Source organism: Pseudomonas sp. TWP3-1, from assembly GCF_049896625.1.
In the GTDB taxonomy this organism is placed as follows: domain Bacteria; phylum Pseudomonadota; class Gammaproteobacteria; order Pseudomonadales; family Pseudomonadaceae; genus Aquipseudomonas.
Map to the genome: position 1 here is coordinate 127,290 of NZ_JAFCUQ010000012.1, position 12,617 is coordinate 139,906.

Here is a 12,617-nt window from a genome sequence, read left to right on the forward strand (position 1 = left end):
GCGGCTTTCACGCTGCGATGAGTCTAATACATCCTGCGAAAACCGGATCGCGACGGCGATCCGGTTATGGGAGCGCGCTCTAGAAATCCCGCTTGTAGAAGATATCCAGCGAACTGGCCACACCACTGGCAACCTCGACGTAAACCTTCTTGCTCAGCTTGTAGCGCAAGGCAATGGTGCTGGCCGGTTCGAACACGCCGACGCCATAACGCAAGCTGAGTTTCTCGGTGAGGTTACCGCTGGCTACCACGCTGGTGGTGTCGCCACTGCCCTGAGTATCGAGCTGGAAATCCTGAATCCCGAGGTCTTTCGCCAGGCCGCTAGTCACACCAGAACTGCCCATCAATCCCAGACCCAACGCCGCTTGCGCGAGCATGTTGTTGTCCTCGCCGGTGGTGCTCAGCGGACGACCCAGTACCAGATAAGAAAGGGCTTGCTCTTGACTCATCGCCGGTTCGGAAAAGATCTGCGTGGTCGGCTGCTCGGCGCTGCCACTGAGGCGAATGCCGGCAATCACGTCGTCCGTCTGGCGAATCGCTTCAATGTCCAGATACGGCTGATCCAGCGGCCCGGCAAACAACAGGCGCGCACGGCGCACGGTCAGACGCTGGCCGTAAGCGCGGTAGCGTCCGTCGTTGAGCCAAAGCTCGCCGCGGGTGTCCATGTTGTCGCCGATGTGCACCTGGCCTTGCAGATTGGCGGTCAGGCCGAAACCGGCGAAGCTCAGTTTGTCCTGACCGACCACCACGTCGATGTCCATTTTCATCGCCAGCGGCGGTTTGCCCTGCTCGGTCTGTTGGCCGACGATGATCGTGTCATCCGAGACCTTCACGGTAGATGGCGGCAGCTCGCGCACGGTGATTTCGCCTTTCGGCACCAGCACCTTGCCGGCGATTTTCAGTTCGTCGCCAGCCATGGAGATTTTCAGATCCGGCGCTACTTCGAGCTTGGCGTACGGCTCGACGGTGACTGGCAGTTGCGTGCCCTTGAGCGCCAGATCGACCACCAGCGCCTGACCCCAGGCGATGTTGCCGTTGAGGCTGCCCTGCCCGCTCTTGCCGCTTTTCCAGCCGCCGTTGACCTGCACGGTCTCGCCGGCGATCACTGCTTGCAGTTGTAGCGCCTGCAGCTCCAGCGGCAGTTCCGGGCCAGAGACTTCACCGTCACTCAGTTGCACCATGCCGTTGACCTGTGGCGCAAGCAAGCCGCCGGAAATCGTGCCGCTGCCGTTCAGGCGTCCGGTGAGTTTCTCGACCATCGGCACAAACGGCCGCGCCACTGACAAGTCCAGCCCGCTGAGGCGGAACGAACCGCTGACCGGTTTGTTGTTCGGCAGCGGATTGATCTGCGCCTGCACCATCAACTCGCCGAGCTTGCCGCCGACAAAATTCAGGTCGGTGTCGATGCGTTTCGGGGTGAGTTTGCTGGTGAGTTTCAGCGTCTGATACGGGAAATCCAGCCACTGATCTTTATCGCGCATGCGCAAAGTGCCGCCGCTGGCGTCGATGCTGACCTGGCCGTTAGGGCCGCTGGCCGGCAAGTCCAGTTGCAGGTCGGCGTTGAGTTTACCCTGCCAGGCGAAATCCTTCGGCAGCCATTGCGCCAGGCTTTCAATCGGGAATTGCTTGAGGTGATAACGCAGCTTCGGCTCGGGCATCAAGCGCTGATCTTCGCCGCACAAACTGGCGCCGTTGGACAACCAGCAATGCGCGCCGAAGTTGATCTTGCCGTCGGCCAGCCGTTCGAGCCTGGCCGGGTTTTGCAGTTTCCAGTCCTGACCGCCGGCCTGAATATCGCCGCTGGCCAGCCGTCCGCGCCAGTTGCCTTTGTCCAGATTGCCGTCCAGGCCCAGCGCCAGTTTCAACTTCGGCCCGAGCAGGTCGAGGTTGAGTTTCTGGCTTTTGATATCGCCCTGCGCGCTGGCGGTCAGGGTGCCCAGCGCTGTGTCGCCGGCCTGAATGCCGCTGCCCTTGAGATCGATCTTCGCGCGTTGCGCACTGTCGAGGGTCGCGTCGAGGTTGAGGCTTTGCAGGCGATTGTCCTGGAATGCCAGTTGCGAACCTTGCAGACCGAGTTTGCCTTGCGGCGCTTTTAGCGTGCCAGCGACATCGACGCGGCCGTTGATCTGCCCACGCAACTCAGGCCAGAGCTGGGCCAGACGCGGCAGTTTGATGTCGATCTGCCCGGTGAGTTTTTGCTGCAGGCTGCCCTTGCCGTTGATGCTGTTGTCGCCGAGACGGATTTGCAGCGCGTTGAGATTCCACTGCTCGCCAGCACCGTCAGCCTTGGCTTGCAGCACCGCCGGTTGCCCGCGCAGTTTGCCTTTGAGATCAAGGTCGGCGTTGAGGCTCAGGCGCTCGTTCTTCATTTCGCCTGTGCTGCTCAGCGGCCCGGCGAGCGTGCCCGGCAGTTCCGCCAGCCAGTACGCCGGGTTGAGTGCCGAGAGTTGCAGCGCGGTGTCCCAGGCGATGCCGTCGGCGAACTGCACATTCACATGCCCTTCAGCCTTGCCCTGCCCTGCTTCGAGCTTGAATTGCGGCAGGAAGATCTGCTTGAGATTGCCGCTGAACGGACTGCTCAAACTGAACGCACCGGCCGGGCCATCCAGCGCGGCGGCGAAGTTACCGAGGTATTGACCGTCGGTGTAGGAGACTTCGCCGTTGAACGTGCGCAACGCGACTTGCGGCTCGTCGATTACTGGATACAGGCGATGCCACGGGAAATCCTGCCAATTGATATTGGCCTGTGCCGTGAGGCCTTTGCTCCAGTCGACATTGCCGGTGAGCTTGAGGCTTTGCTTGTCGTTGGCATTCAGATCAAGGCCGGCGATTTGCGCGCCGTTGGCGTCGACCTTGCCTTTGAGCAGCAACGCCACCGGGCCTTTTTCGGCCGGCAGCGTGGCGTTGCCGAGCAGTTGGTAACCGCTTTTCAGATTGCCTTCGGCGGTCAGCAGCAGTTGATTGAGTTGCAGGGTGTCCGGCAGATCGGCGCTCGGCTTGAACGCATCGCTGGTGATGCGCACTTTTGCCGGGAGATTTTCCACAAGCGGCTGCAGTTCGCCGCTCAACTGGCCGTTGAGATAACCGCGACTGTCAGCGTGCAGGTTGAGGGTTTTCAGCAGGTCGCCGTCGATCTTCAGCGCCAGCGTCCACGGCTCGGGCGCGGGCGATGGCAGGGTCAACTGGCCTTCGATATTCAGCGGCCAGTTGCCGGTCGGTTGCAGCAACCCCGAGAGGTTCAGGCTGAGCTCGTCGCGCTGCAATTTGACGCTGTCGATCTGCAATCCCTGCGCCGTCCAGTGCGCCGCCAGTTGCAGACCTTTGAGTTGTTCACTGCCGTTGAATAACAGGCTGCCGATTTGCACGTCACCCAGTTCAATGCCCAGCGGCAATTGCAGATCAGGCAGTTTAATCGGGCCACTATCGGTGGTTTCGGCACTCGGCGGAAATTGCAGGGTGACCTGATCGGCTTTCAGTTGATCGATGCACAACGTCATGCGGGTCAAACACAGCGGCGACCAGGCGAAGATCGCTTTGCTCAGCTCGACCCGGCTGGTGTCCTGCTCCCAGATCAGGTGATCGGCGCTCCATTGCCCGCCGAGGCGACCGTTGAAATTCTCTACGTTCAGCCCCGGCACAAAACCCAGCGCCCAGCGACTGCCGGCCTGGGTGCCAAGCACGCTTGCGGCTATTAATACAATCAGCAACACCAGCGCCAGCAGCACCAGCCCGGTAATTTTCAAACCACGCTTCACAGCTCAGGCCCCATGGAAAAGTGCAGCCGGATGCCGCCATCGTCATCCAGCGCATGGGCCAGATCGAGGCGGATCGGCCCGACCGGCGAGACCCAGCGCACACCGATACCGACCCCGGTCTTGAGGTCCGGCAATTCGAGTTTGTTGAAAGAGTTGCCCTGGTCGACGAAGGTCGCCACCCGCCATTTTTCCGCGACAGAATATTGATACTCGACGCTGCCGGCGATCATGTAGCGCCCGCCGATGCGGTCGCCGTCGGAGTTTTCCGGGGACAGACTTTGATAGTCGTAACCGCGCACGCTCTGATCGCCACCAGCGAAGAAACGCAGCGACGGCGGCACCGATTTGTAACCGTTGGTGGCGCTGCCGCCAACCTGCACGCGGCCGAGCAAGCGGTGCTTGTCGAACACCGTAGTCAAGCCTTTGACCAGCGCCGTGCCATAGAGCAGGTTGGTGTCCGAGCCCAGTCCCTCCTTGGCGACTTTGCTTTCGAAGGTCAGGCGATAGCCGTTGTGCGGGTCGATGCGGTTGTCGCTTTTCAGGTACGAATAGCTGACGCCGGGCATCAACAGATTGCTCAGACCCGAATCGTCACCGAGTTTGTATTCTTCGCGTTGCCACTTCAGCGACACCACGCGCTGCCAGCCGCTGGGCAATTTGCTGTGCCATTCCGGGCCGAGGGTCAGCAGTTTGCTCAGGGTGTCGGTGCCCGCGAGTTCTTCGTTCTGGTAGCCGCCGGCAAACCGCAGTTTGTCGGTCAGCGGCGGGTCGAGCGGGATGTCGTAGAACAGGCCGACGTTCTGCCGTGGCGCCGAAATCTCGGTCTCCCAACCGTAACTGTGGCCCTGCGGATTGACCCAGTGCCGGGTCCAGTTGGCTTTGGCCCGAGGCCCGACGTCGGTAGAAAATCCGAGGCCCAGTCCCATGGTGCGCGGTTTGCGCGTGTCGAGTTTGACCGCAACCGGAATCACATCGTCCTTGGCGGCGGTCGGCGCAGCGTCCACGCGCACGCCTTCGAAATAACCGCTCGATTGCAGCGCCTGATTGAGTTCGGCGATCAGTTCCGAATCGTACGGCTCGCCGGCCTTGAACGGCACCATGCGTTGCAGCAGGTCTTCGTCGAACGGCGTGTCGCCCTCGAAACTGACCTTGCCCAGCGAATAGCGCGGGCCGCTGTCGTAGATCAGCTCGATATCGGCGACGCCAGCGCGCGGATCGACCAGCAGTTTCTGGCTGGTGAAATGCCCGCTGAAGAAACCGAAGCGCGACGCCTGATTCTGGATCAGGCGTTTTGCGTCCTCGTACCGTCCATGATTAAGCGCCGCACCGGTTTTCAGCAGGTCACTTTTCGGTGTGCGAAAGGATTTCAGCGAGGCGGCCGGGCCGTCGATGCGGATGGTCACATTGCGCAGACGGATCGGCTCGCCGGGATCGATATTCAGCACCAGCCGTGGCGACTTGCCGCCCTTCACATCGCTGTCGATCTGCGGCTGGTAATAGCCCAAAGCCTGAGCAGCTTTGCGCGCCTGCTCCTCGGCACCACGACTGAAGCGCTGCAAGGCTTCTTCGTCGCGATCGCCGAGGCTGCCGATATAGCCTTCTATATTGGCTTTCAGTTCATCGTTGGACGGTTTGATCCGCACATCCAATTCACTTTGCGCCAGCGCCGCGCAGCTGGATAACAGCATCAGCACGCCGCTGGTAAATCTTCCTGGAAACTTCATAGGCGCGGATGCTATCACGAGGGTGGGAGCGTGATAGAACAGGAAATTTCCCAAGAAGTTCGATGGTTATGCTGTTGCTGTTTGTAACACCTGCGGATTGGCGTGAAAAAACACGTGTTCACGCACCGGGCCGACTGCGACTTCGCCGACTTCCTCGTAGCCCTGGCGTTTGTAGAACTCCAGGTAACGCGGATTGCCGGTGTCGAGCACCACGCCTTGGGAGGATTCGTCGACCGCGCACCAGTTGTGCACCGCTTGCAACAATTGCTCACCGAAGTGCTTGCCCTGAAATTGCGGATGCACGCCGAGCAGCGGCAGCATGTGCACCGAATCAGTCGGCACGCAGGCCTCAACTGCGGCGTGATATTCCAGATAGCGCCGGGTGCAGCGGAAACCGGTGCTGAGCACCATGCGCAGGCGCCAGGCCCAACTTTCGGTGACGCCCAGACGGCGTTGGGGCGGCGCGATCAGGGCGATGCCGATCAGGCGGTCGTTGACCAGCAGGCCGATGGCCGGCAGATCCTGCAGAAAGTGTTGTTTGACCAATTCGCGTACGGTCGCGCGCACGCGTTGCTCGTAACCGGGACGCTCGGCCTCGAACAGATAGGCGAAGGTCGGCTCGTGCCGGTAAGCCTGGTAGAGCAAGGAACGGGCTTCTCGCGAGTAACCACGGTCGAGCATGTGGATATCGGCGATGGCGGTCGAAGTTTCGGGCATGACGATGATTCTCCCCGGCGCGGCTCAAATGACTGCGCTCTTGTTGGTACGAACCTTTTGGCTACGGTGCAGTTCCCCACAGGTATAGCCCAACCACAGATCTTCATCGACTGCTCGGGCCTCATCGCTGGCAAGCCAGCTCCCACAGGGATTTTCGGCGAGCACAAAATTATGTACACCATCAAACACTGTGGGAGCTGGCATGCCAGCGATAGGGCCAGAGCAGTCAGCATATCCATTCCAGACTGGCCGACGCCGGTCATGTCAGCTAGCATCGCCCTTTTGCCAGGACTGCCGACCATGAAGATTGTCTCCTTCAACATCAACGGACTGCGCGCCCGCCCGCATCAGTTGGCGGCGCTGATCGACAAGCATCAGCCGGATGTCATCGGTCTGCAGGAAACCAAAGTCCACGACGATCAGTTCCCGCTGGAAGAAGTCAGGGCGTTGGGCTACCACGTTTATTACCACGGTCAAAAGGGTCACTACGGCGTCGCGATGCTCTCGCGTAAAGAGCCGATTGCCCTGCACAAAGGTTTCGCCAGCGATGAAGAAGACGCCCAGCGCCGCTTCATCTGGGGCACCTTCGCCGATGCCAACGGCGTACCGGTAACCATCATGAACGGCTATTTCCCACAGGGCGAAAGCCGCGACCACCCGACCAAATTCCCGGCCAAGCAGCGCTTCTACAGCGACTTGCAAACGCTGCTGGAAAGCCAGTTCAGCAACGAACAACCGGTGGTGGTGATGGGCGATGTGAACATTTCGCCGGAAGACTGCGACATCGGCATCGGCCCGGACAACATGAAGCGCTGGCTGAAAACCGGCAAATGCAGCTTCCTCCCGGAAGAACGCGAGTGGATGGCGCGTCTGAAGAATTGGGGGCTGACCGACAGCTTCCGCCATCTGAACCCGGATGTGACGGACACCTTCAGCTGGTTCGATTACCGCAGCCGTGGCTTTGAGGATGAGCCGAAGCGTGGGCTGCGCATTGATGTGATTCTGACCTCACACGGCTTGCTGCCACGGGTCAAAGCTGCCGGTGTCGACTACGAACTGCGCGCAATGGAGAAGCCGTCGGATCATGCGCCGATCTGGCTTGAGTTGAGCTAAAAGCAAAAGACCTGTCATCTTTTGGTCATGCGCCTGACTTAATCTCCCCGGCAATCCCCTTGTCTTCAATCGGTGCCGGCATGACCCTGCGCATTTTGTGCGTTTTTCTGATGAGTGCGTGGCTGTCGGTGACGGCCGCCACTCTGCCCATTCCCGAGAACGGCGCGGTTTTGCGCATCCAGGGCTCGAACACCATCGGCGCGGCGCTCGGCCCGGCGCTGGTCGAGGGCCTTCTGCAAGAACAGGGCTTGCTGAAAATCCACCGCGAAGCCCCGGACAGCGCCAACGAACAGCGCATCGTCGGCCAGACCGCCCAAGGTAAACGCGTGGTGGTCGAACTCGCCGCGCACGGTTCCAGCACCGGTTTCAGCGCACTCAAATCCGCTACCGCCGACCTCGCCGCTTCATCACGTCCGATCAAGGACAGCGAGCTGCTAAGCCTGCAATCCCTTGGCGATCTGAAAAGCCCCAGCGCCGAACAAGTCATCGCCATCGATGGCCTGGCGATCATCCTGCACCCCGCCAATCCATTGCAGCAATTGAACACTGAGCAACTGGCGCGGATCTTCAGTGGCGAGGCCAAGACGTGGGAAGAAGTCGGCGGCAAGGGTGGGACGATTCATTTATATGCGCGGGATGATCAATCCGGCACCTACGACACGTTCAAGGAACTGGTCCTCAGTCGTCGTGGGAAAACGCTGAACAGCGCAGCGAAAAGGTTTGAATCGAGCGAGCAATTGTCCGACGCGGTGAGTGCTGATCCGCAGGGCATCGGCTTTATCGGCCTGCCTTATGTGCGTCAGGCCAAAGCTGTAGCGATTGTCGACGGGCAATCCCAGGCAATGCTGCCGCTGAACAGCTTGATCGCTACCGAAGATTATCCGCTGTCGCGACGGTTGTTCTTCTATCTGCCGCCGGACAGCAAAAACCCTTGGGCCAAGGCGTTGGTGGAGTTTGCGCAAAGCCCGCAAGGCCAAGTGATTGTCGCGAACAACGGCTTTATCGCGCAGACCGTGCAAGCCATCGCCGTCACGCCGAATGCGCTGATGCCCGAGGGTTACCAATCCCTCAGCCGTCACGCCCAGCGTCTGACAGTCAATTTCCGTTTTGAAGAAGGCAGCGCCAGCCTCGACAACAAGGCACGCCAGGATCTGGCGCGGGTGTTCGACTATATACAGCGCCATGACAAGACCGACCGCGCGGTGACGCTGGTGGGATTTGGTGATGCCAAGGATGACCCGGCGCGCGCAGATTTGCTGTCGAAGTTGCGCGCGATGGCGGTACGCCGCGAGTTGGTCAAGGACGGTGTGGTGCTGCGTGAAGTGCGCGGATTTGGCGCGTTGATGCCGGTGGCGGCGAATAGCGCTGATGAGGGGCGGATCAAGAATCGGCGGGTTGAGGTTTGGGTTTACTGAATCTGGTGTTGATGTGTTGTGGGCACTGACGCCATCGCTGGCAAGCCAGCTCCCACAGGTTTCTCTGGTGTTCACAAATATGCGTTCACTGGAGATCCCTGTGGGAGCGGGCTTGCCCCGGGCGGCGTTCCGACGATGCAGACGACTCGGTCTTAACGACCGCTACGCAGCATTTCCTTCGGCACATACTTGCCGATCTCGAACTTACCGATCGCCGCGCGGTGCACTTCGTCCGGGCCGTCAGCCAAGCGCAACGTGCGTTGCATGGCGTACATATAGGCCAGCGGGAAATCGTTCGACACCCCTGCCCCGCCATGTATCTGGATCGCGCGGTCGATTACGCGCAATGCGACATTCGGCGCGACAACCTTGATCTGCGCGATTTCGCTTTTCGCTACTTTGTTGCCGACGGTGTCCATCATGTACGCGGCCTTCAATGTCAGCAGACGCGCCATGTCGATCTCCATCCGCGAGTCAGCGATCTTGTCGACGTTGCCGCCCAGACGCGCCAGCGGTTTGCCGAAAGCAGTACGGCTTACCGAGCGTTTGCACATCAACTCCAATGCACGTTCGGCCATGCCGACCGAGCGCATGCAGTGGTGAATCCGGCCAGGGCCAAGGCGACCCTGGGCAATTTCGAAGCCGCGTCCTTCACCGAGCAGCACGTTTTCGTACGGCACGCGCACGTTGTCGAACAGCACTTCGGCGTGGCCGTGCGGTGCGTCGTCGTAGCCGAAGACTGGCAGCGGGCGCACAATTTTCACGCCGGGTGTGTCGACTGGGACCAGAATCATTGAGTGCTGAGCATGGCGTGGCGCGTCGGGATCGCTGAGGCCCATGAAGATCATGATTTTGCAGCGCGGATCGCAGGCGCCGGAGGTCCACCACTTCTTGCCGTTGATCACCCACGAATCGCCATCACGCACGGCGCGGGCGGCCATATTGGTGGCATCGGAGGAGGCAACATCCGGTTCAGTCATGGCGAATGCCGAGCGGATCTCGCCGCGCAGCAGCGGTTCGAGCCAGCGCTGTTTCTGTTCTTCATTGGCGTAACGCACCAGCACTTCCATATTGCCGGTGTCCGGCGCCGAGCAGTTGAACGGCTCCGGGCCGAGCAACGAGCGGCCCATGATTTCCGCCAGCGGCGCGTATTCGAGGTTAGTCAGACCGGCTCCCAGCTCCGATTCCGGCAGAAACAGATTCCACAGGCCTTCGGCTTTGGCCTTGGCTTTGAGTTCTTCCATGATCGCGGTCGGCTGCCAGCGGTCGCCTTCAGCAACCTGGCGTTCGAACACGGCTTCGGCCGGATAAACGTAAGTGTCCATGAACGCGGTTACGCGCTCACGCAGTTCCTGAACCTTGGGCGAATACGCGAAATCCATGAGCAGCTACCTTCTTCTGGAGAGGTTGTTTAGGTCATGCAATCGATGCTAGAACAGCGTTGATAATTTACCTAGCCTATTCTCGGCGTGTATTAACATTCATCACCGATATATGTTTCACTGATGTCAGCCGCCCTGGCCATCCCCCATAACAAGAGAAACGCGTCATGAATCTGAGCAAGGTCGACCTCAACCTCTTCATCGTCTTTGACGCGATCTATACCGAAGCCAACCTGACCCGCGCCGGGCAGATTGTCGGTATCACTCAGCCGGCGGTGTCGAACGCCTTGGCGCGGTTACGCGAAACCTTCAACGATCCACTGTTCGTGCGCACCGCTCAGGGCATGGTGCCGACGCCAATGGCGCAGAACATCATCGGTCCGGTGCGTAACGCGCTGTCGTTGCTGCGGGTGTCGGTGCAGGAAAGCCGGATTTTCAACCCGTCGCAAGCGGCCAAGACTTATCGCATCAGCATGACCGACCTGACGGAAGCGGTGATTCTGCCGCCGCTGTTCCAGCGTCTGCGGCGTCTGGCGCCGACGGTGATCATCGAGAGCTTTCTGTCGAAACGCCGGGAAACCACCAAGGAACTGGCCGCCGGGCGTCTCGACTTTGCCGTGGATGCGCCGCTCAACACCGACCCGCAAGTACGCCACGTCAAGCTGATGGAAGACCGTTACGTCTGCGCCATGCGCAAGGGCCATCCGCTGGCGGGCAAGGAAAAATTCACGCTCGATGATTATCTGTCGCTGACGCATATCCACATTTCCAGCCGCCGCAGTGGCCTCGGTCATGTTGATCTGGCGCTGGGCAAAATGGGCATCCAGCGCAAGATTGCCCTGCGCTCGCAGCATTATTTGATGGCTTCGCAGGTGTTGCAGCAGACCGATATGGTCATGACCGTGCCGGAACGTTTCGCCCGTCGTCATGAACTGCATGCGTTCAATCTGCCGGTGAATGATGTGCCGCCAGTGGAAACCCATTTGTACTGGCACGAAAGCACCGATCAGGACCCGGCCAACCGCTGGATGCGCGAACAGATGATCGAGTTGTGCCAACAAGTGACAGCGCACGAGAAGAAGCTCGACAAGCTGCAGGCGCCCGCGACTTGACGTAAACGTAAAGCAGCCATTAGCTTAGCGCCAAGACCTTTCTTCGAGCGCTTTCATGAGCAGCCAGACCTACAGCATTTCCGACCTCGCCCGCGAGCTGGACATCACCACCCGGGCGATCCGCTTTTATGAAGAGCAAGGCCTGCTCAGCCCTGAGCGGCGCGGCCAGGAACGCATTTATTCGCCGCGCGACAAGGTCAGCCTGAAACTGATTCTGCGCGGCAAGCGCATCGGCTTCTCCCTGGCTGAATGCCGTGAACTGATCGAGCTGTACGATCCGTCCAGCGGTAACACCAAACAACTCAACAGCATGCTGGCGAAAATCACCGAGCGCCGTGAACAGCTGGAGCAGCAGTTGCTGGACATCGAACAGATGAAGCTCGAACTCGATACCGCAGAGGAGCGCTGCGTGCAGGCGTTGGAACAGACGCTGAAAAGTCAGCAAGTGGCGCAATAGCCTTCAGCCAATTACCACAGGTCAATCCCATGTCCCTCCCCTCCCAAGTACGCCTGATCGAAGTCGGCCCGCGTGATGGTCTGCAGAACGAAGCCCAGCCGATCAGCGTCGCCGACAAGGTGCAATTGGTCGACGCATTGAGCGCCGCTGGTCTCGGCTATATAGAAGTCGGCAGTTTCGTCTCGCCGAAGTGGGTGCCGCAGATGGCCGGCTCCGCCGAAGTGTTTGCGCAGATCCAGCGCAAGCCCGGCGTGGTCTATGGCGCACTGGCGCCGAACCTGCGCGGTTTCGAAGATGCACTGGCCGCCGGGGTCAAGGAAGTTGCGGTGTTCGCTGCCGCGTCCGAAGCGTTCTCGCAGCGCAACATCAATTGCTCGATCAGCGAGAGCCTGGCGCGTTTCGCACCGATCATGGAGTCCGCTAAACAGCACGGCGTTACCGTGCGCGGTTACGTTTCCTGTGTACTGGGTTGCCCGTACGAAGGCACGGTCGCGCCGGAACAGGTGGCGCTGGTCGCGCGCGAACTGTACGCGATGGGCTGCTACGAAGTGTCGCTCGGTGACACTATCGGCACCGGCACCGCAGGCGCGACCCGCCGTTTGTTTGAAGTGGTCTCGGCGCAGGTGCCACGCGAGAAACTCGCCGGACATTTCCATGACACCTACGGTCAGGCCATGGCCAATATCTACGCCAGCCTGCTCGAAGGTATTTCGGTGTTCGACAGCTCGATTGCCGGCCTCGGCGGCTGCCCGTACGCCAAAGGCGCCAGCGGTAACGTTGCCACTGAGGACGTGGTTTACCTGCTTAACGGCTTGGGGATCGAAACCGGCATCGACCTCGACGCGTTGATTGCCGCTGGCCAGCAAATAAGCGCGGTGCTCGGTCGCCCAAGCGGATCGCGCGTGGCCAAGGCCCGTAGCACACAGTGAGGACAGGAGTGTTA

Annotated in this window: 9 protein-coding genes; 5 read left to right on the forward strand and 4 right to left on the reverse strand. The window is 60.2% G+C overall.

The window, feature by feature from the left end; genetic code table 11:
- Nucleotides 1-79 precede the first annotated feature (79 nt).
- The 3 genes from ACP7BN_RS17580 to ACP7BN_RS17590 form a co-directional block, all read right to left on the reverse strand.
- Nucleotides 80-3,754, reverse strand: coding sequence for a translocation/assembly module TamB domain-containing protein (locus ACP7BN_RS17580; protein ID WP_426205426.1), 3,675 nt, complete (start codon nucleotides 3,752-3,754; stop codon nucleotides 80-82).
- Complete coding sequence (locus tag ACP7BN_RS17585) at nucleotides 3,751-5,478, reverse strand: autotransporter assembly complex protein TamA (protein ID WP_426205427.1); 1,728 nt, start codon at nucleotides 5,476-5,478, stop codon at nucleotides 3,751-3,753. The genes ACP7BN_RS17580 and ACP7BN_RS17585 overlap by 4 nt, the downstream gene beginning before the upstream one ends.
- 66 nt (nucleotides 5,479-5,544) lie before the next feature.
- Nucleotides 5,545-6,195, reverse strand: a complete 651-nt coding sequence (locus ACP7BN_RS17590; RefSeq protein ID WP_420649013.1) for a GNAT family N-acetyltransferase — start codon at nucleotides 6,193-6,195, stop codon at nucleotides 5,545-5,547.
- A gap of 300 nt (nucleotides 6,196-6,495) precedes the next feature.
- Here ACP7BN_RS17590 and xthA point away from each other — a divergent pair, with 300 nt between their 5' ends.
- The gene (xthA, locus tag ACP7BN_RS17595; protein WP_426205428.1) at nucleotides 6,496-7,308 is read left to right on the forward strand and encodes an exodeoxyribonuclease III; all 813 of its coding nucleotides are present in this window, start codon (nucleotides 6,496-6,498) and stop codon (nucleotides 7,306-7,308) included.
- A gap of 80 nt (nucleotides 7,309-7,388) precedes the next feature.
- Nucleotides 7,389-8,723, forward strand: a complete 1,335-nt coding sequence (locus ACP7BN_RS17600; protein ID WP_426205429.1) for a substrate-binding domain-containing protein — start codon at nucleotides 7,389-7,391, stop codon at nucleotides 8,721-8,723.
- A 152-nt stretch (nucleotides 8,724-8,875) separates the two neighbouring features.
- On the opposite strand, the gene ACP7BN_RS17605 is transcribed toward ACP7BN_RS17600, so the two are convergent.
- Entirely contained in the window at nucleotides 8,876-10,105 is a 1,230-nt protein-coding gene (locus ACP7BN_RS17605) for an acyl-CoA dehydrogenase (protein WP_426205430.1), read from the reverse strand.
- Nucleotides 10,106-10,272: 167 nt separating this feature from the next.
- Here ACP7BN_RS17605 and ACP7BN_RS17610 point away from each other — a divergent pair, with 167 nt between their 5' ends.
- Genes ACP7BN_RS17610 through ACP7BN_RS17620 form a run of 3 tightly spaced genes read left to right on the forward strand, consistent with a single transcriptional unit; the run spans nucleotide 10,273 to nucleotide 12,603 of the window.
- Nucleotides 10,273-11,217 (forward strand): LysR family transcriptional regulator, encoded by a 945-nt coding sequence (locus tag ACP7BN_RS17610; protein ID WP_420649018.1) that lies wholly within the window; start codon nucleotides 10,273-10,275, stop codon nucleotides 11,215-11,217.
- Nucleotides 11,218-11,272: 55 nt separating this feature from the next.
- Nucleotides 11,273-11,674 carry a MerR family transcriptional regulator gene (locus ACP7BN_RS17615; protein WP_420649019.1) on the forward strand — a complete coding sequence of 134 codons (402 nt, stop codon included), beginning with the start codon at nucleotides 11,273-11,275 and terminating at the stop codon, nucleotides 11,672-11,674.
- A 29-nt stretch (nucleotides 11,675-11,703) separates the two neighbouring features.
- Nucleotides 11,704-12,603, forward strand: a complete 900-nt coding sequence (locus ACP7BN_RS17620; protein ID WP_426205431.1) for a hydroxymethylglutaryl-CoA lyase — start codon at nucleotides 11,704-11,706, stop codon at nucleotides 12,601-12,603.
- Nucleotides 12,604-12,617: the final 14 nt, after the last annotated feature.

Bases quoted from the DNA above. Each gene is read 5' to 3' on its own strand.
- ACP7BN_RS17620 (WP_426205431.1), top strand. From the start codon at position 11,704: ATGTCCCTCCCCTCCCAAGTACGCCTGATCGAAGTCGGCCCGCGTGAT.
- ACP7BN_RS17600 (WP_426205429.1), top strand. From the start codon at position 7,389: ATGACCCTGCGCATTTTGTGCGTTTTTCTGATGAGTGCGTGGCTGTCG.
- ACP7BN_RS17590 (WP_420649013.1), bottom strand. From the start codon at position 6,195: ATGCCCGAAACTTCGACCGCCATCGCCGATATCCACATGCTCGACCGT.
- ACP7BN_RS17615 (WP_420649019.1), top strand. From the start codon at position 11,273: ATGAGCAGCCAGACCTACAGCATTTCCGACCTCGCCCGCGAGCTGGAC.
- ACP7BN_RS17605 (WP_426205430.1), bottom strand. From the start codon at position 10,105: ATGGATTTCGCGTATTCGCCCAAGGTTCAGGAACTGCGTGAGCGCGTA.
- xthA (WP_426205428.1), top strand. From the start codon at position 6,496: ATGAAGATTGTCTCCTTCAACATCAACGGACTGCGCGCCCGCCCGCAT.
- ACP7BN_RS17610 (WP_420649018.1), top strand. From the start codon at position 10,273: ATGAATCTGAGCAAGGTCGACCTCAACCTCTTCATCGTCTTTGACGCG.
- ACP7BN_RS17585 (WP_426205427.1), bottom strand. From the start codon at position 5,478: ATGAAGTTTCCAGGAAGATTTACCAGCGGCGTGCTGATGCTGTTATCC.